Genomic DNA, 19,276 nt, shown 5'->3' with positions numbered 1-19,276 from the left:
GGCCTATGGCCTAGTACCTTTTCTCGTAAACTTCGCTTTGTCTGAATAACTACATTAGAATTAAGGTTTTTGTGAACAAACAGATGGCATTTATAGTTTGTCCTTATATTTAAACCTGAAAATAGTCCATTTTCTTGTTTCCAGTAGCAACGCGGTCTTGTATCTTTGCCACATAATATTTAGTTTATGAAAGTTCTCCATTTAGATGTAAATCACCCACTGATCATTGAGCAATTCAATGCCTTGGGGTTTCAAAATGATGAAGATTACACCTCCTCCAAGGGGGAGATTGAAAAGAAAATAGCCAATTATGATGGTGTTATCATCAGAAGTAGGTTCACTATAGACGAGGCCTTTTTGGATAAGGCGGTCAACCTTAAGTTTATAGGGCGCTTGGGTGCCGGTCTGGAAAACATAGATACCGATCATGCCAAGCGACTGGGAATCTTTTTGGCTGCCGCCCCGGAAGGGAATCGGAATGCTGTTGGGGAACACGCCTTGGGAATGTTATTGTCTCTCTTCAATAAATTGAACAAGGCGGACCAAGAGGTAAGAAACGGGAAATGGGACCGGGAAGGTAACCGTGGAATAGAATTGGATGGCAGAACCGTGGGGATTGTTGGTTATGGCAATATGGGCAAGGCCTTTGCCAAAAAGCTAAGGGGCTTTGATGTAGAAGTTATTTGTTACGATATTGTTGGGGGTGTAGGCGATGAAAACGCAAGGCAAGTAGGGATAATGGAATTAAAGCAAAAGGCAGAGGTACTTAGTCTTCATGTACCGCAGACAGACCTTACCAAAAATATGATCAATGCCGATTTTCTAAAGGATTTCAAGAATCCCATTTGGTTGATCAATACAGCTAGGGGGAAATGTGTGGTAACAGAGGATCTTGTAGCCGCAATGAAAGAGGGCAAGGTGCTGGGAGCCGGATTGGATGTACTGGAATATGAGAAAAAATCTTTTGAAGATATGTTCAGCGGGTCAGAATTGCCAGAGGCCTTTACTTATTTGATCAATGCCGATAATGTACTCCTAACACCGCATGTGGCCGGATGGACAGTGGAGAGTAAAATAAAATTGGCACAGACAGTGGTGGACAAGATTAAGGAAAAATTCTGCTAAACAAGGCCTGCAGCCTCTTATTCAGATCTTTTAAGCCATAGGGTCATTTTGTTATTGTACTGGGCCCTCGCCCTTTTTAGTGGAGATAATATAAATAGAAGATCATGAAAAATAGAGTAACAGGATTGGGCGGTTTTTTCTTTAAGACCAAAGACCCAAATGCAATTAAACAATGGTATAACAAACATCTTGGACTCAATACGGATCAGTACGGCTGTACTTTTTGGTGGAAGGACAAGGAGGGGCAGGACTGTTCTACCCAATGGAGCCCTATGAAAGACGATACCAATTACTTTAAACCTAGCAAATCCACTTTTATGATGAACTTTCGGGTAGAGAATTTGGAGGAATTGCTGAAAGTTTTAAGGCAGGAAGGTGTTACTGTTGTAGGCGAAATAGAGGAGTACAATTACGGCAAATTTGGTTGGATTTTGGATCCTGATGGTAACAAGCTGGAATTGTGGGAACCCAATGATAAAGCGTTTCTTTGATTAGAAAATAATTATTACATTTAGTACTATTATTAATCAACTAAAACACTACCATGTCAGAAGAAAATAAAGATTTAGGGGATAAGGCCAAAGACGCTGCAAAAGGGGCCAAGAAATCTGCCAAAGAATTTGCCAAGGATGCCAAGGAATCTGCGAAGGAATTTGCGGAAGAGACCAAAGAGGCCGCCAAGGAATTTAAGGAAGACACTAAGGAAGCTGCCAAGGATTTTAGTCAGGAGGCCAAAAAAACCGCCAATGAATTTAAGGAAGGCCTGGCCAGTGCCGGAGGGGATAATAAAAAGATTCTGGCTGGGGTTCTTGCCATTGTCTTTGGGCAATTAGGTGTCCATAAGTTTATACTTGGATATCAAAAGGAAGGAATAATTATGTTGGTAGCAACCGTAATAGGCTATGCAACTATGTGTTTTATTATAGGGAGTTTTATTGTAATGGCCACCGCTATAGTGGGTTTGATAGAAGGCATTATATATTTGACCAAAAGCGATGAGGATTTTTACAATACCTATCAAGTGGGTAAGAAACCTTGGTTCTAATAAAATTATAAAGTCGGGTTCTTTTGATCCGACTTTCTTTTTATCAATATTAATCGTAATATTGCGATAAATAGAAAGGCTAATTCAAGTGCCTGTGTACAACTGAGGTTTGTTCTAAAAGTTTATTCATGGAGATACGAATAATGAAAAATAGCGATTGGCCAGCAGTTGCCCAAATATACCAGCAGGGCATGGATACTGGTTTTGCTACCTTTGAAAAAGAGGTCCCCTCCTTTGAGGTGTGGGACGCAGGTCATCTTCAGCTAGGAAGATTGGTGGCCGTTAATGGGGAAACCATTTTGGGTTGGGCAGCACTTTCCCCTGTATCCAGCAGATGTGTTTATGGTGGTGTGGCCGAGGTGAGTGTTTATATAGGCCAGGGCAGTAGGGGCCAAGGTGTGGGTAAAATGCTAATGCAGCAGTTGATAGTTGAAAGTGAAAAAGCGGGTTTATGGACCCTGCAATCGGGTATATTTCCGGAAAATAAAGGGAGTGTGGAATTACATCTTAAAATGGGATTCCGTTTTATAGGTAAAAGGGAGCGCGTAGGCAAGCGGGACAATGTCTGGAAGGACAATCTTCTCTTTGAAAGAAGAAGTACTGTTGTAGGGGTGGATTAGGGCCTTGTGGTCCCTATTGGATGGTCGCAAGATGAAATCCTAAGCGGGATTGCCTTCATCCTGTTGCCCCTCGGCCAATTTTCTTTCCAATTCTGCCTGAAACTCTTCCATAACGGGCTTTACCGTACTTTCTGGGAGGTCGGCTATTTTAATGTACATTAAACCATCCACCGAGTTATTGAACAAGGGATCCACGTTAAAGGCCACCACTTTGGCATTCTGTTTAATATATTTTTTGATCAATACGGGTAGTCGTAAACTTCCTGGCTCCACTTCTTCAATGAGCCTGTCAAATTTGTTAAGATCGGCTTCTGTTTCATCAAAAATAAAGTCCTTGTCGGCATCGTTGAGCTTTACCTTAAATTCCTTTTTGGGCCTAATGTATTGCGCCACATAAGGATCCCAATAATTACTTTTCATAAATTCTATCATCAAGGACTTGGAAAAGTTGGAAAACTGGTTGCTGATACTTACCCCTCCTATTAAAAATTTATGGTCCGGGAATCGCAGGGTAGTATGTACAATACCTTTCCATAAAAGGAATAATGGCATTGGTTTCTGTTGGTACTCTTTAATAATGTAGGCCCTGCCCATTTCTATGGATTTGGACATCATGCCGTAGAGCTCAGGTTCAAATCTAAACAGGTCCTGTAAGTAAAACCCGTCTATTCCGTATTCTTCAAATATTTCCGAGCCCATACCCATGCGGTAGGCACCAACGATTACCTTTTCCTCGTCGTCCCAAAGAAAGAGGTGACGGTAATAATTGTCAAACTTATCCAGATCAATGGCATTATTGGTGCCTTCCCCTATGGCCCTAAAAGTAACTTCGCGTTGTCTGCCTATTTCCTTAAGAATAAAGGGCATATCTGCGGCCTTGGCCAAAAAGACCTCATAATTTTTGCTTTGCAATAGCCTGCAGTCTTTTTCCCTTAAACGTACAATTTCTTCCTGTATCACTTCCGTACGTACCGCTGTAGCTATTTTTCTTGGGGCCTTCGGTATTTTTAAACTTGTTGGAATCTGGTCCAAAAGTCTTTCCTTCTCATAGGCATTGGAAAGCATATAGGTTTTGCGCCTTAAAAGATCGGCAAATTCTGCTAAATTTTCCTGTTCGTTCTGTGTTTGCACGGAAATAGGTTGCCCAATACGCACTTTGATAATCCTGTTCTTTTGGGTGGTTACCTCAGAGGGTAGTTTGGCCGTCCGGAATACATCGCTAATCTTGGATAGACGATAGAACAACCTACTGTTCTTAGCGTGAAAATAAATGGGGACCACGGGTACCTCCGCACGTCGTATTAGCTTAAGGGCGGCTTCCTCCCAAGGTTTGTCCACAATTAATTTTCCATCCCTGTACGTAGATACTTCCCCTGCGGGAAAAATTCCCAAAGGATGGCCGTCCTGCAAATGCTTCATGGCACTCTTAAATCCGGAAATACTGCTCTTGGAGTCCTTGTGGTTCTCAAAAGGATTTACTGGCAGTATGTAGGGGGATATAGGCTCTATCCTGTTCAACAAGAAGTTGGCGATTATCTTGAAATCCGATCTATGGCTTAAAAGTAATTTTAGTAGGAGCACTCCGTCTATCCCACCAAGGGGATGATTGGATATGGTAATGTAGCAACCTTGTTTGGGCAAGCGCTTAAAATCTTCCTCTGGAATTTCGAATTTTATTTCATAATGGTTTAAAATAGCATCCAAAAAGTCCAGTCCATCCAAATGCTTGTGTTCGTCGTAAAATTGGTTAATACTGGATATTTTGGTTACTCTCATAAGCACCCATCCAATAAACGTTCCGAGAAAGCCGTATTTATCCAGGTTAATAGCCTTAGCTACTTCCTTTGCGGTTACTAAACCCATGCCTTAGTGTAATTTGGTAACCGCTAAGATAGGAAAATCGCTACAGCTATCCTTATTTATACTTTTCAACAAATTAAATGACCGCTCTATTGAACCACCAATTGCACCGTTTCCTTACCGCGTTGTTCAAGTAGGATCTCTTTTCCATTTTGTAGACTGGTTAAGGCTTCCGTGTTAAAATGCCTAATGGTATATAGGGAAACGCCCTCATGATGAACTACTTTGAACCTACTTTTTAATAGGTTTAAAAGTTCGTCCAATTTGTCAAATTTATTATCGACACATACGGAAAAACTAATGGCTGAATTTTGGATCAGATCTACTTTCATCTGATGATCGTGCAATAATTTAAATAGTTCGCTGATACTATCTTCCACAATGAACGAAAAATCCAGGGAAGAAAGCTTCATGAGCACTAGGTTCTTTTTTACAATAAAACAGGGAACCTTGGGTTCTATCCCAATACCTTTTCCAACTGTTGTGCCTTTGTCCTTGGGGTTAATGAAAGATTTAACATGTAAGGGTATTTCCTTTCTCTGTAAAGGCTGCAAAGTTTTTGGGTGAATTACGGAAGCTCCATAAAAGGCCAATTCAATGGCTTCGCGATAGGAGATTTTGTTCAACAATTCTGTTTTTTCAAAATATCTGGGATCTGCGTTCAAAACCCCGGGAACATCCTTCCAAATCGTAACTTCCTCTGCGTTTAGGCAATAGGCCAAAATAGCAGCGGTGTAGTCGGAACCCTCACGGCCCAAGGTAGTGGTAAAGTTGTTGTCGTCACTGCCCAAAAAGCCTTGTGTAATATTTAGCTTGCGCTTGTCCACTTTTTCCGTGACATTTTGTTGGGTCTTCTCCCAATTTACAATGGCATCGCGATAATCATCGTTGGTCTTGATCAAGGTTCGTACGTCCAACCATTGATTGGCTATTCCAATTTCATTTAAATAGGCGCTGAGAATGGTGGTGGAAACCAATTCGCCATATCCTACCACTTGATCATATACAAAACCATATTTAGGAGATTTGTTCCAGACCAAAAACCCCTGTATTTCATCAAAAAGCGTTTTTACCTTGTCATAAACAGGATGCTTGTCATTCGGAAACAAGTCGTGCAGAATATTGTCGTGATATTGGATAACTTCATGCACTGCTGACGGCAATAAGGATTTATCCTTAAAATAGGCATTTACAACATCTTCCATGGCGTTGGTCGTTTTTCCCATGGCCGATACAACCAAGAGCGTATTGTCGTGACCTACTTCCTCTAAAACCTTAACAACGTTTTTTACACCGTTCGCATCTTTTACCGATGCTCCTCCAAATTTAAAAACCCTCATAACTTATTTAAAAATGTTTTTATTCCTTTTTCGTCCAAATGGACAACATTCCAATCGCGCAAAACATTGGCCCCTTTACTTTCGTAAAACGAAATGGCAGGTTCGTTCCAGTCCAAAACTTCCCAGCTAATGCGCTTAACGCCAAGTTGGTACCCGTACTCCACTACTTTTCCCAGCAAGGCGGCACCAAGACCACTGCCCCTCATGGCTTCCGTAACTATCAGATCTTCCAGGTGTATAATTGGACCTTTCCAAGTAGAGTATCTATTGTACAAAAGCGCCATTCCTACCACAGCCCCATCGGCTTCCGCAACGTAGCAATGAAATAATTTGTCGGATCCAAAGCCATCCCTTTTTAAATCCTCTACCGTAACCTCTACGGCATTTTCCTCCTTTTCAAAAACGGCCAACTCCTTAATCAATTTATGTACCTGTACCATGTCCTTGGCTTCGGCATCTCGAATACTGTACTCCATAATTGTTACAAATAAAACACAAAGTTATAAATTTAAAAAATCAATATTTTACGAAAACGTTGTAGTTTCACAAATTAACCGATATTTGTGCTCAAATAAACAAAGCTTTTGTAATGCATAGAAAAAATACCACCCTAGGGGAATTCATTATCGAAAACCAATCGTCTTTCCAATATTCCTCAGGGGAACTTTCCAAACTTATAAACGCCATTAGATTGGCGGCAAAAGTAGTAAACCACGAGGTAAATAAGGCAGGACTGGTAGATATTATTGGGGCGGCCGGGGATACCAATATCCAGGGCGAGGACCAACAAAAACTGGATGTATTGGCCAACGAAAAATTTATTCAGACCTTGATTAATCGCGAAATTGTCTGTGGGATCGCCTCTGAGGAAGAAGATGATTTTATCAGTATTAACAGTAGTGATGAGCAGCATCAAAATAAATACATTGTACTGATAGATCCCTTGGATGGTTCTTCCAATATAGATGTGAATGTTTCGGTTGGAACCATATTCTCTATTTACAGAAGGGTTACCCCTATTGGCACCCCTGTATCACTGGAGGATTTTTTGCAACCTGGTAGGGCACAAATAGCGGCCGGTTATATTGTTTATGGAACTTCAACCATGTTGGTCTATACCACTGGCGATGGTGTAAACGGATTTACATTAAACCCGGCCCTGGGAACTTTCTATCTTTCCCATCCCAATATGGAGTTTCCCGAAACCGGCAAAATTTACTCGGTAAACGAAGGTAATTATGTGCATTTTCCTCAAGGTGTCAAGGACTATATCAAATATTGCCAAAAGGAGGAAGGGGATAGGCCTTATACTTCAAGATACATTGGCTCCTTGGTTTCCGATTTTCATAGAAATATGATCAAGGGCGGAATTTATTTATATCCAAAGAGCAGTATTGCGGCCGAGGGTAAATTGCGATTGCTCTACGAATGCAATCCAATGGCGTTTATTGCCGAACAGGCCAAAGGTAAGGCAAGTAATGGCTTTGGTCCTATAATGGACATTAAACCTACAGAACTGCATCAAAGGGTGCCCTTCTTTTGTGGAAGCAAAAAAATGGTGGAAAAGGCCGAGGAGTTTATGCAGGCCACAAAATAGGAAAAGGAGCCAAAAGCTCCTTTTCTAAATTATATCAATCAAAATACTAGTTTTTTAGTAAGTACAAATACTCCTCAAAACCTATTCTTCCGGAAAAAATATCTATAGATCTTTTAATAATAAGATTGGCACTTTCGGACCTGTACCCCAAACCTATGGCATATTTGGTAATAAGGGCTCTTTCCTCTTCATCAATAACATTGTCAACGAAAATAATTCTGAACAGATCATATAACCTTTCCAACCGCTCTTCAGAACTGGCAGGTGGGTTAATAGGATATTTGTTTTCAGATTTCATAACTTCTTTATACTCGTCCTCGGTAATATCAAGCTTATTGGCAAAACGGTCCAACAACTCCCTTTCTTTAGCGTTTATTTCGCCATCAACGGCAGCCAAAGTAGCAATGGATGCAAAATGCGCCAAATTTCTTCTATGTGCACCACTACTATATAAATCTACATAAGACATATTCATATTATTTATTTGGAACAAAGATAAATTTTTAGAAAAGTTTATTTATAAATTTCTTTAATTATTTCGCTGGGGTTTCCTTTCCCAAGGTTGCGGCCATTGGGCTACAAGTACAAAGGCTTGGTTTAAATGAGCTATTTGCACTATCCGTTTAGGGGATAAATATGTTATATATAGTCATATATTTTTTACTTTGAATTTCGCCAATACCTGATGACAAAATTGGCCTAGCTAAGTCCAGTTACCTTGGTTAGTTGAATGTAAATGTCTAATTAACAGTATTTAGGGTGTATTTTAATGATTTTCTTTGTTCATTTTAGGTTGGGGCAAGCTATTTTTTAAAGTCCTTTTATTATGGCCGAATAAAAAGAGGTATTTTTTTATTTAATGTGATATCTTTGACTATATCAACCATTGGTTGTACTAATAAAGTTATAGAGCACCCCTAATATGTCCTTTAAAATTCCAAAAAAAGAAATAATATATCCTTTTTCTGTTTTTGTACTATTGATGCTGGTTGTACTGGCTCTTTGGAAGAACTCTTTGGATTCCAATAGGGAGTTGCTCAAGAAAGATATTGAGGTGAATGGGCAAATCCAGTCCCAGGGATTTTTGTCCTCGGGTCAAAAGAGTATCATCGTCCTTGAGAATCTTATGGAGAGGTTGGAAATGACCGATGGTGATTATTTTGAGTATTGGGAAAAGGACGCCGAACTCATCCTAAAAGAAGATCAATCTTTTAAATTTGTTGAATGGATAGATAGTTCCTTGGTTATCAGGAGGATTGTACCGCATAAGGGGAACGAGGCCGTAGTAGGTATGGGCTTGTCCAACCACCCGAGACGCGATGAATGGGAGCGGCATGTACGGGATTCCACGACCAACTTAACGTCTTGGATACCTTTGAGGCAAGGAGGAAATTCCATACTAATAGATGTTCCTGTTTTTTTTGGGGGCAAATTCCAGGGTACCATAACCGCAGGTATGGATTTTACGAATACTTTTGATATGTTGTCTGCCGGAATGGACAATTATGCCATTGAAATAAAGGATGATAAGGGAACCACTTTTTATAGCCTCAATGACCCCTCAATTAACGATTTTAGCGACGATTTGGTCTATGCTAGGTCTTATGAAGTAGACCAGGATGATAAACAGGTGTGGACCTTTTACTTAATGCCCCGCAATAAAAACGTTTTGGCCGAAAGGAACAAATCTTCTTCCAGCATTTTGGTTTTTGGGGTTCTCATATCCCTACTTATGAGTTTGTTGACCTATTTTTATCAATCTTCCCGAAATGAAAACACACGTTTTAGGGAGTTAAATATTAAACTCCGGGTAGCCAATAGAAGTTTAAGGGAAGAACGGACCAAGGCGGAAAAAGCGTCAAAGGCGAAAACCGAGTTTGTCTCCAATATGAGCCATGAAATTAGGACCCCTCTTAACGCTATAATGGGCTTTATTGAGGTTCTAAAAGAGTCCAAAATAGATAATTCCCTCATGGAATATCTTTCTTTGATGGATGTCTCTTCCAAAAAATTACTGCTATTGGTGAACGATATTTTGGAGATAGATAAAATAGAATCTGGCCAAATAAGCTTTAAGAAGGATGTCTTTTCCCCTTCGGAAGAGTTGCGGAATATAATTAGTATATATAGGCCAAGTATTGAGGCCAAGGGGCTTTACGCCAATTTGGATATTGATTCGGATTCCAAAACCCATGTTATTGCCGATATAGGAAAATTTGGCCAGATACTCACCAATCTTTTGAGGAATGCCCTAAAGTTTACGGAAGAGGGAGGAATAGATATTACCTATGAAGAGACCGTACTAAATAGTGATCTAAATATTAGTATCGGCATTAGGGATACAGGAATCGGAATTCCGAAAAACAAGCTGAAAACCATTTTTGATAGGTTTACACAAATAGATTCAGGTATTACCAAAAGACATGAAGGGAGTGGTCTAGGGTTGTACATTACCTATCTTCTAATAGAGTTGCTGGAAGGTCATATAGAAGTGGAAAGCAAGGAAGGCGTTGGAACGGAATTTAAGATTTCACTTAAGTTTCCCATTACCGAGATGCAGCCCGAGACAAAGGAGCCTATTTCCAATAGTATAGATTTGACCGGGTTTAAGGTTTTGATCGTGGACGACAATAAGGTAAATGTTGTGGTGCTTAAAAAGACCTTGGATGCCTTTGGAATCAACACGTATTGGGTGGGCAATGGGAAAGAAGCGGTAAAGGCGGTGTCCGAAAACCAATACGATTTGGTCTTTATGGATATCCATATGCCCGAAATGGATGGTTTTGAGGCTACCGAGGAAATAAGGAAAACCCAAAAAGACCTCGTAATTATTGGTTTCTCTGCGGATGTAACCAAGGAAACTATCCAAGGGGCCAAAGAAGTTGGTATGAACGATTATTTTACCAAACCAATTACATTTGATAAACTTAGACAGAATTTGTCCAAATATCTTGTGCGGGTATAGTGTAGCTTAAAACAATCCCTGGCCCTATGCTTATTCTAACTATTTCTAAAATTGAGTTGATTACTCCTTTTTACAGTTTCCAAGATTTCGATTTTCCTGGATAATTACATACATGTTTCGTTTTTCGGCAAGGTTGAAAAACAGTCTGTTAACAATCATATAACCTAATTTTAAAGTTGTTTATGGTCTGTTATAGGCCCGAAATGTCAATCTTTGAATTTATATTGATTTTCTGTGCATGAAAATTATTTTTAATTCAATACTGGCCATTGTGGTCAAATTTGTATACCTGGAATCCAGGTCCTCTTGCTCTCCTTTCAAGTTTCAAATAATAAACCGACCAAATATTACTACATGAAAAAAAGACCTGTGGAACTAGTGGTTTTGTCCGATGTGCATTTGGGTACCTACGGATGCCATGCCAAGGAATTGGTCAAATATCTAAAGTCTATAAAACCCAAGGAAGTGGTTTTAAACGGGGATATTATTGATATATGGCAATTTAGCAAGCGCTATTGGCCGAAATCCCATATGAAGGTAGTAAAGATTATTATGCAATGGGTGGCAGATGGAATCCCCGTGCATTATGTGGCCGGTAACCATGATGAAATGTTAAGGAAATTTCTAGGTTTTAAATTGGGGTCATTTAGTATTGTCAACAAAGTGGTACTGGAGATTAACGGTAGTAAGGCTTGGATGTTTCACGGCGATGTTTTTGACGTTACCATGCAGCATTCCAAATGGGTAGCAAGGCTGGGCGCTACTGGTTATGATATGTTGATTTTGTTGAACAGTGCTATAAACTATTGCAGTAAAAAAATGGGAAGAGGACCCGTTTCCATGTCCAAGAAGATAAAGAACAGTGTTAAATCGGCCATTAAGTTTATAAACGATTTTGAACAGATTGCGGCCGATATTGCTATTGAAAATAAATATGATTACGTGGTCTGCGGGCATATTCATCAGCCGGGGATGAGGGAAATATCTACCTCCAAGGGGTCTGTTATGTATCTAAATTCCGGGGATTGGATTGAGAATTTAACGAGTTTGGAATATAATAATGGGGAGTGGAAATTATACCACTATATGGAGGATGTTATGGTTATAAATGATGATGATAATATAATGGAGTCCATGGAAATTCTGGATAAAAACCAACTTTTTCAAAATTTGGTAAGGGAATTTCAATTTTTGGCCTCCACAGAGAATAAATGATCTTCCCGTTCATTTGATCTCTTAAAACACAAATAATATGAAAGTACTATATGCCATCCAGGGAACTGGCAATGGTCATTTAAGTAGGGCGCGCGATGTTATTCCGGCACTACAGAAAAAAGGATTGGAATTGGACATACTTGTAAGCGGAATACAGGCAGATATACAGATTCCACATCCTGTAAAATATCAGCTTCAAGGTCTTAGTTTTATTTTTGGTAAACAAGGAAATGTTAATCTATGGAGGACTTATCTCAAGTCTAATGCCGCCAGATTGCAAAAGGAGATAAAAAGTATTCCAATAGAAAATTACGACTTGGTCATAAACGATTTTGAGCCGGTTTCCGCATGGGCTTGTAAACTAAAAAATAAGCCTTCAGTTAGTTTTAGCCATCAAGCAGCGGTACTTTCCCCCAATTCCCCAAAGCCTGACAAAAATGACCTTATGGGAAAATTTATCCTAAAGAACTATGCGCCCACCAACCAGCAGTTCGGCCTTCATTTTAGAGCCTACGGGGAAAGGATTTATACCCCTATCATAAGAAGTGATATTAGAACGGCAGAGACTAAGGAAGGGGATCATTATACCGTGTATCTGCCGTCTTATAGCGATGGCAGAATATTGAAAATCCTTTCAGAGGTTCCCGATATTAAATGGGAAGTTTTTTCCAAGCATAATAAGGTGGAATTTTTTGGAAAGAATATTAGCATTAGGCCAATAACCAACGAAGCTTTTGTACATAGCATGGTCACTTCCAAGGGCGTATTGTGCGGTGCGGGTTTTGAAACACCTGCCGAAGCCTTGTATCTAGGCAAGAAGTTGATGGTAATCCCTATGAAGGGGCAATATGAACAACAGTGCAACTCGGCCGCCTTGAAGGAATTGGGGGTGCCAGTAATCAAATCCCTTAAGAATAAGCATTTGGACAAATTAAGAAATTGGGTGGACAGTGAGGACAAAATAGTGGTAAATTATCCCGATATCACAGAACAGATTATTGACCAGTTGCTTGAAGAGGCAGTTCTTGGTTAGGCAATCTTAGTTATTATGTCGAAAAATTTGGATTATTTTGATTTGCAAGCGAATGACTTTGGGGATGATTTTATTTGGGGGGTATCCACCGCGGCATATCAAATAGAGGGCGCGCACAATATACATGATAAAGGTCCTTCCATTTGGGACGATTTTACCTCAAAAAAAGGGAATACGTACCAAAATCAGCACGGCAACGATGCCTGTGAATTCTATCACAAGTTTCAAGAGGATATCCTCTTGATGAAGAAAATGAATATTGGGCACTTCAGGTTCTCCTTATCTTGGTCCCGGATTTTACCTAAGGGAACAGGAATCGTTAGCGATAAAGGAATCCAATTTTACAATGATGTAATCAACTTTTGCCTGGAATGTGGTATAACGCCTTGGGTGACCGTATACCACTGGGATTTACCCCTTGTGCTGGAAGAAAAGGGAGGTTGGACCAATCGGGATATTGTGCAGTGGTTCCAAGAATATGTAACGGTCTGTGCCAATAGTTTTGGGGATAGGGTCAAGAATTGGATGGTGTTGAACGAACCTATGGTGTTTACGGGTGCGGGCTATTTTCTAGGGGTACATGCCCCAGGTAGGAAAGGCTTAAGAAATTTTTTGCCCTCCGTGCACCACGCCGTATTGTGTCAGGCTGCCGGAGGTAGGATTTTGCGAAATTTGGTGGCCAATGCCAATATTGGGACTACCTTCTCTTGTTCCCAGATATCACCATACAGGAATAATCGCAGGGACCTAAGGGCGGCAGAAAGGGCAGATGCCATGCTTAACCGCCTCTTTATAGAACCTTCCTTGGGAATGGGTTACCCTTTGGATACTATCCCGATCTTAAGACGTATACAATCCTATATATTGCCGGGAGACGCCGAAAACTCCGTATTTGATTTTGATTTTGTGGGAATCCAAAATTATACGCGCGAAAAAGTAAGGCATTCCTATCTTGTTCCCTATGTCCGGGCCAAAATTGTAAAGGCAAGTAAGCGCAAGGTTAAGGCTACCCTAATGGACTGGGAAGTATATCCGCCCAGTATTTTTAAAATGATAAAAAGATTTAACAGCTACAAGGGAGTAAAAAAAATAGTAATTACAGAAAACGGAGCTGCCTTTGAAGATGAAATCTACCAAGGCGGGGTACACGACGAAGAACGACTTTCCTATTTACAGGCTTATTTGAAGCAGGTACATAGGGCGAAAAGGGAAGGGCTAAGGGTAGATGGGTATTTTGTATGGACATTTACCGATAATTTTGAATGGGCGGAAGGGTATAACCCTAGATTCGGGTTGGTATACGTGGATTTTAATAATCAACAAAGAATTATAAAGTCATCCGGAAAATGGTTCAGCCATTTTTTGGGCACTAAGTAGTGTTTTTGGCCAATTACGGGGGGCTGATTGATATAAACAAAAAAAACCGATGTGATCATCGGTTTAGAGTAGCTAACTCAAATCAAATTATAAGAACGTATCCTTTATTAGGTTACCGTAAAAATATATTTTATGGTTGTTTCTGATGTTATCTTAAGATAGTCAATGGGTTAGTTTAGTATTAATTATTAAGCCGTTTTCCGAAATGGGCTTCAAAACCAAAAATATATTACCTTAGTGCATGACCAATATTTCATAATTCGCTGTATTTATCATTAACCAATATTTTTTATTATGCTAAAAAAAATTTTGTTGGGGTTGGGTGTAGTATTGATCCTAATCCAGTTTATGCGACCCGAAAAAAATGAGTCCAACGATAATACGTATGGCATTTCCACCAAATATAATGTTCCAGAGGATGTAAACCATTTGCTGAAGGTTTCCTGTAATGATTGTCATTCCAATAAGACGGAATACCCTTGGTATTCCAAGGTGCAGCCCGTAGCCTGGTTTTTGAACAGTCATGTTGTGGATGGTAAAAGACATTTAAATTTTTCCAATTTCACCAATTTGCCTTTGGCCATTCAATACCACAAATTTGAAGAAATAGTAGAAATGGTGGAAGAAAAAGAAATGCCGATCCCGTCATATACTTATTTCGGACTTCATCCTGAGGCCAACCTCACCCAGGATCAACAGGACAAAATTTTGGATTGGTCCAAAGCACAAATGGCATACTTAAAGGCCACTTATCCTGCGGATAGTTTGGTTAGGAAGCCTAGACCCAAAAAGTAGGGTGAAGCAGTTATTATTTTGACATACTTATTGAAAAGCTGGTAGTCCGGTAATGTCGGCACCTGTAATCAATAGGTGGATGTCATGCGTGCCTTCATAGGTAATGACGCTTTCAAGATTCATCATATGGCGCATAATACTGTATTCGCCGGTAATGCCCATTCCACCCAAGACCTGCCTGGCTTCCCGGGCTATCTTGATCGCCATTTCCACATTATTTCGCTTGGCCATGGAGATCTGCGCCGTAGTGGCCCTTCCTTCGTTTTTCAATTGTCCCAATCGGAAGGCCAATAACTGTGCTTTGGTGATTTCTGTAATCATCTCCGCCAATTTTTTTTGCTGCAACTGGGTGGCCGCAATAGGTTTTCCAAATTGAATGCGTTCCTTGGCATATCTCAAGGCGGTATCATAACAATCCATTGCAGCGCCTATGGCGCCCCAGGCAATCCCATAACGGGCGGAATCCAAGCAGCCCAAAGGTGCTCCAAGCCCGTTTTTACCTGGCAGTAGATTTTCTTTGGGAACTTTTACATTATCAAAGATTAATTCACCGGTCGCCGAGGCGCGCAGAGACCATTTATTATGGGTTTCCGGTGTGGAAAAGCCTTCCATGCCCCGCTCTACTATTAGTCCATGGATACGCCCTTCTTCGTTCTTGGCCCATACCACGGCTATATCGGCAAAAGGGGAATTGGAAATCCAAAGTTTGGCCCCGTTTAGTAGAAAATGATCGCCTTTATCCTTAAATCTTGTTTCCATACCACTGGGGTTGGAACCATGATTGGGCTCAGTAAGTCCAAAACAGCCCATAAATTCGCCGGAGGCCAATTTAGGCAAGTATTTCTTGCGTTGTTCCTCACTGCCATAGGCATAAATGGGATACATTACTAAAGACGATTGTACCGAGGCGGTGGAGCGTACCCCGCTATCTCCTCGTTCTATTTCCTGCATTATTAACCCATAACTTATCTGGTCCAGACCAGCCCCTCCATATTCCTCCGGAATATAGGGTCCGAAGGCGCCTATTTCGGATAGGCCTTTGATGATCTGTTTTGGGAACTCCGCCTTTTGGGCATACTCTTCTATGATAGGGGAAATGTCCCTTTTTACCCATTGTCTGGCAGCATCGCGCACCAATTTATGTTCTTCGGATAAAAGGTCGTCTAAATTGTAATAATCAGGAGCTTCAAACAAATCGGGTCGCATAGAGTAAATTTTAGAATCAAAAATAAACAAATTAAGGATTTGTCTAAAAATATAACACAAGAAAGTATGATTGTTACATTTTTAAATAAAAATCTTTTGTCAGATCAATGTATTCCTTGGTGTATTGGTGTCGGGCCGACTCTATGGTGAGATTTTCAATTTCAACAGAAGTCTTTCCAATTTGCAATTCCAACAAGCTTCGCTTAATCTCGGATTTAGGATTCCCTTTAATGCGCATAAGCCGCTTGGGGTGTAGGTTGATTGCGGCTGCCAAATCCAAGAATCTCTCCTCTTCTTTAAACGGGATGATGGTGGAAAAGGTTCCATTTTCCGCCAATAGCTTCACAACACTGCTCAAAAGTTCCCCAAAGGGCAAGGATTGGTTTTGTCTTGCCATATCCCTGGATTCATTTCCACTGGCCATTATTTCGGAGTAAAATGGCGGATTGGATACAATGAGTTCGTATTTGTCGTCCATTTCATTCACAAATTCGTCCAGTGACGCGTGGTAACAGAATAATCGATCGGCCCAGTCGGAGGCTTCAAAATTCTCTACACATTGTTCATAGGCATCTTCATCGATCTCTATGCCGTCTATGGTTTCTGCATGGCTTCTTTGTGCCAGCATCAATGCAACCACGCCAGTTCCCGCCCCGATATCCAGAATGGACATGGGCTGGTGCTCCACTGAGGTCCAGGCTCCCAATAAAACACCATCGGTACCGATTTTCATGGCGCACCGATCCTGATGTACTTGGAATTGTTTAAATAGGAAGGGTTTGGTCATCATAAATCCAGCTTTTGATTATGGGGATAGCCTTGCTTACTCCGCTTTTCCAGCCTCCCTGTTTTTGGTGCCTTCCAGGTCTAATAGGGAATCCCCTAATTCATGGCGCATTTCATTGGCCAAAACCTTTATTTGGTCTACCACTTCCGGGTAATCTTCGGCCACGTTGTTGGTCTCGCTTATATCCGTTGTAACATCGTAAAGTTCTATTTCTTCCATTTCGACCATTCGGTATTCCCCTGGAAGCCCATCCTTGCCAGGCTCTTGTCCGTCCATGGTCCTGTAAGTATGTGGAAAGTACATTTTCCATTTTCCGTAACGGACTCCCATGAGCTCGTTTATTCTATAGTAAAAGAAATATGCTTCCTGTGGACTCTCTTGGCTTTCCCCGGTAAGAACGGATAAGGCGCTTTTCCCGTCGATGGTTAAATTGGGCAAACGGGCTCCTGTAATTTCTGCGATGGTAGGTAAAATATCAATGGCCATGACAGGTATATCTATAGTTTTTCCTGGGGTTATCTTGTTGGGGTACCTCATAATGAAAGGCTCGCGCTGTGCCCCCTCCCAAGCGGTTCCCTTGCCTTCCCTAAAGGGCAGTGCACTGCCCGCATGGTTGCCATAGGCAAGCCATGGTCCATTGTCCGAAGTAAAGATAACTACGGTATTCTCCTCAATGCCGTTCTTTTTCAAGGCAGCCAATATTTCGCCCACGGACCAGTCGATTTCCATAATGACATCGCCGTACAAGCCTCTTTCTGATTTACCTTTAAATTTATCCGATACAAAGAGTGGTACATGCGGCTGAGGATGGGGTACATATAGAAAGAAAGGATTGTTTTTATTTCTATTGATAAAATCCACGCTCCTTTCCGTGATTTGCGTGGTAAGTTGCGATTGTTCCGTAAGGGTATCAAGAACGGTCTCATTTTCATAGAGTGGTAGGGGCCCAAAATTGAACACGGTACCTTGCTGGGGATGGTAGGGCCACATATCGTTGGAGTAGGGGATGCCAAAGAATTCGTCAAAACCATGTCTCGTAGGCAAGAAATTTGGGCTATCTCCCAAATGCCATTTTCCAAAAATGGCGGTTTTGTACCCAATGTTTTTTAGCATTTCCGCTATGGTCAGTTCCGATGCATTTATTCCTGTGGGGCTACCTGGTCCCAAGGCGTTGTGTATGCCTATACGGTTGGGGTAGCAGCCGGTCAGTATACCTGCCCTTGAAGCGGAACAAATGGGTTGTGCAGAGTAAAAACTGGTGAGTTTTACCCCCTCTTTTGCCATTTGGTCCAAATGGGGGGTTTCAATATTGGGAGAACCAAAAGTACCTACATCCTGATATCCTTGATCGTCGGTGAAAATTAATATTACATTGGGTGGAATTTCGACTTTCGATTCCTTTTTCTTTTCTGCACAGGAAAATAAAATCAAAGAAAGTATAAGTAAGTGTAGGCTCTTGAGCATTATTTTAGTTTTAAATGAATGTCTGTAGTACAGATTTTGATAAAGCTAAAATAATATTTTGAAATGTTATACCCTAACAGCTGAAAGTGCCGAAAACAAACATTTAACGGTGCAGGCTAGGGATGGTCATAGTTACCATTAATCCCCGTTGTAATAGTTGTTTTTAATGGAGTCCATTATTTTTTTGCCTTCGGAAATAGAGCTTATCAAATTCCAGAGATTTTCTGAAATCAAGGGCTTTAAGGGTTGGTCCAACTTTGGGATTTTCGGAAACACGAGTTGTAGTTTTTTGTCCCATACTTTGTAATATTTTAATAGGTCATCCGGATATACAACCTTTCGTCTTGTGCCTTCGTCAATTCCCCTAAAGGGCTGTGGAATGTTCAAATATCCGTAATCATCCGTTAGTTGTTCCCCTACATGTATATCCCGAATGGCCACCTCAAAATCATAGGCCGTAGTAAGGCAGTTGGAATTAAAGCTGTGGTTTACGTATCTGGCATTGTCCCAGCAAAGTATATATCTTCCCTTGTTGTCCCTAAATGTGTAGGTGTCCAATATGGACTGATAAAGTGGTTCCAGGGATTCCAATTCGGCCGGGCTAAATTCGCGGTCCAGCTTATCCAATACCCAGGTTATGGTTCCGGCAGGAATAAATTCTGTGGCTACAACGCCATAGCCAATCTCCTTATTGATGAATTGTAATTCTGTTTTAGGATGAATCATTTTAACGCATAAAATAATCTCGTGAATACTGAATAGATCTTTCCGTGTAAGTATTGCACTGCCTTGGTCTGGTTCTTTTAGTGTACAATTTGCCCATGTAAATCTAATGGGTAAAGTTTTT

At 40.8% G+C, this 19,276-nt stretch carries 18 protein-coding genes; 10 read left to right on the top strand and 8 right to left on the bottom strand.

Annotated elements, in window-relative coordinates:
- Positions 1 to 186: 186 nt before the first annotated feature.
- The 4 genes from BUA60_RS00385 (at position 187) to BUA60_RS00370 (ending at position 2,790) form a co-directional block, all read left to right on the top strand.
- A complete protein-coding gene (locus BUA60_RS00385) occupies positions 187 to 1,125 on the top strand; it encodes a 2-hydroxyacid dehydrogenase (protein WP_072859788.1) in 939 nt (312 codons plus the stop codon).
- A gap of 104 nt (positions 1,126 to 1,229) precedes the next feature.
- Positions 1,230 to 1,616 carry a VOC family protein gene (locus tag BUA60_RS00380; protein WP_072859787.1) on the top strand — a complete coding sequence of 129 codons (387 nt, stop codon included), beginning with the start codon at positions 1,230 to 1,232 and terminating at the stop codon, positions 1,614 to 1,616.
- Between the two features lie 53 nt (positions 1,617 to 1,669).
- The gene (locus BUA60_RS00375; RefSeq protein ID WP_072859786.1) at positions 1,670 to 2,170 is read left to right on the top strand and encodes a TM2 domain-containing protein; all 501 of its coding nucleotides are present in this window, start codon (positions 1,670 to 1,672) and stop codon (positions 2,168 to 2,170) included.
- Between the two features lie 128 nt (positions 2,171 to 2,298).
- On the top strand, positions 2,299 to 2,790 hold the full coding sequence (locus BUA60_RS00370; protein ID WP_072859785.1) for a GNAT family N-acetyltransferase: 492 nt from the start codon (positions 2,299 to 2,301) through the stop codon (positions 2,788 to 2,790).
- A gap of 39 nt (positions 2,791 to 2,829) precedes the next feature.
- On the opposite strand, the gene BUA60_RS00365 is transcribed toward BUA60_RS00370, so the two are convergent.
- The 3 genes from BUA60_RS00365 to BUA60_RS00355 form a co-directional block, all read right to left on the bottom strand.
- A complete protein-coding gene (locus BUA60_RS00365) occupies positions 2,830 to 4,653 on the bottom strand; it encodes a GNAT family N-acyltransferase (protein WP_072859784.1) in 1,824 nt (607 codons plus the stop codon).
- An 86-nt stretch (positions 4,654 to 4,739) separates the two neighbouring features.
- Positions 4,740 to 5,990 carry an aspartate kinase gene (locus BUA60_RS00360; protein ID WP_072859783.1) on the bottom strand — a complete coding sequence of 417 codons (1,251 nt, stop codon included), beginning with the start codon at positions 5,988 to 5,990 and terminating at the stop codon, positions 4,740 to 4,742.
- The gene (locus BUA60_RS00355; RefSeq protein WP_072859782.1) at positions 5,987 to 6,466 is read right to left on the bottom strand and encodes a GNAT family N-acetyltransferase; all 480 of its coding nucleotides are present in this window, start codon (positions 6,464 to 6,466) and stop codon (positions 5,987 to 5,989) included. The genes BUA60_RS00360 and BUA60_RS00355 overlap by 4 nt, the downstream gene beginning before the upstream one ends.
- Before the next feature lie 113 nt (positions 6,467 to 6,579).
- Here BUA60_RS00355 and fbp point away from each other — a divergent pair, with 113 nt between their 5' ends.
- Entirely contained in the window at positions 6,580 to 7,587 is a 1,008-nt protein-coding gene (gene fbp, locus BUA60_RS00350; RefSeq protein ID WP_072859781.1) for a class 1 fructose-bisphosphatase, read from the top strand.
- A gap of 46 nt (positions 7,588 to 7,633) precedes the next feature.
- On the opposite strand, the gene BUA60_RS00345 is transcribed toward fbp, so the two are convergent.
- The gene (locus tag BUA60_RS00345; protein ID WP_072860780.1) at positions 7,634 to 8,056 is read right to left on the bottom strand and encodes a tellurite resistance TerB family protein; all 423 of its coding nucleotides are present in this window, start codon (positions 8,054 to 8,056) and stop codon (positions 7,634 to 7,636) included.
- A gap of 453 nt (positions 8,057 to 8,509) precedes the next feature.
- On the opposite strand from BUA60_RS00345, the gene BUA60_RS00340 reads away from it, so the two are divergent.
- The 5 genes from BUA60_RS00340 to BUA60_RS00320 all read left to right on the top strand — a co-directional run bounded on the left by BUA60_RS00340 (position 8,510) and on the right by BUA60_RS00320 (position 14,972).
- Positions 8,510 to 10,552, top strand: coding sequence for a response regulator (locus BUA60_RS00340; RefSeq protein ID WP_072859780.1), 2,043 nt, complete (start codon positions 8,510 to 8,512; stop codon positions 10,550 to 10,552).
- A 354-nt stretch (positions 10,553 to 10,906) separates the two neighbouring features.
- Positions 10,907 to 11,767: a UDP-2,3-diacylglucosamine diphosphatase gene (locus BUA60_RS00335; protein ID WP_072859779.1), complete on the top strand. Its 861-nt coding sequence runs from the start codon at positions 10,907 to 10,909 to the stop codon at positions 11,765 to 11,767.
- Between the two features lie 37 nt (positions 11,768 to 11,804).
- Positions 11,805 to 12,800, top strand: coding sequence for a glycosyltransferase family protein (locus BUA60_RS00330; RefSeq protein WP_072859778.1), 996 nt, complete (start codon positions 11,805 to 11,807; stop codon positions 12,798 to 12,800).
- A 15-nt stretch (positions 12,801 to 12,815) separates the two neighbouring features.
- Positions 12,816 to 14,177: a GH1 family beta-glucosidase gene (locus tag BUA60_RS00325; protein WP_072859777.1), complete on the top strand. Its 1,362-nt coding sequence runs from the start codon at positions 12,816 to 12,818 to the stop codon at positions 14,175 to 14,177.
- A 294-nt stretch (positions 14,178 to 14,471) separates the two neighbouring features.
- A complete protein-coding gene (locus BUA60_RS00320; RefSeq protein WP_072859776.1) occupies positions 14,472 to 14,972 on the top strand; it encodes a heme-binding domain-containing protein in 501 nt (166 codons plus the stop codon).
- Between the two features lie 27 nt (positions 14,973 to 14,999).
- Here the strand turns inward: BUA60_RS00320 and BUA60_RS00315 are convergent, their stop codons facing one another.
- From BUA60_RS00315 to BUA60_RS00300, 4 genes are all read right to left on the bottom strand, one after another.
- Positions 15,000 to 16,178, bottom strand: coding sequence for an acyl-CoA dehydrogenase family protein (locus BUA60_RS00315; protein WP_072859775.1), 1,179 nt, complete (start codon positions 16,176 to 16,178; stop codon positions 15,000 to 15,002).
- 73 nt (positions 16,179 to 16,251) lie between these two features.
- A complete protein-coding gene (locus BUA60_RS00310; protein WP_072859774.1) occupies positions 16,252 to 16,965 on the bottom strand; it encodes a tRNA1(Val) (adenine(37)-N6)-methyltransferase in 714 nt (237 codons plus the stop codon).
- A gap of 36 nt (positions 16,966 to 17,001) precedes the next feature.
- Positions 17,002 to 18,429 carry a sulfatase family protein gene (locus BUA60_RS00305; RefSeq protein ID WP_072859773.1) on the bottom strand — a complete coding sequence of 476 codons (1,428 nt, stop codon included), beginning with the start codon at positions 18,427 to 18,429 and terminating at the stop codon, positions 17,002 to 17,004.
- A gap of 138 nt (positions 18,430 to 18,567) precedes the next feature.
- Positions 18,568 to 19,155, bottom strand: coding sequence for an SET domain-containing protein (locus BUA60_RS00300; RefSeq protein WP_072859772.1), 588 nt, complete (start codon positions 19,153 to 19,155; stop codon positions 18,568 to 18,570).
- Positions 19,156 to 19,276 lie beyond the last annotated feature (121 nt).

This window comes from Arenibacter palladensis (assembly GCF_900129275.1).
Lineage (GTDB): Bacteria > Bacteroidota > Bacteroidia > Flavobacteriales > Flavobacteriaceae > Arenibacter > Arenibacter palladensis.
Note: the sequence above shows the minus strand (reverse complement) of the source record. Positions and strands in the feature narration are given on the sequence as shown.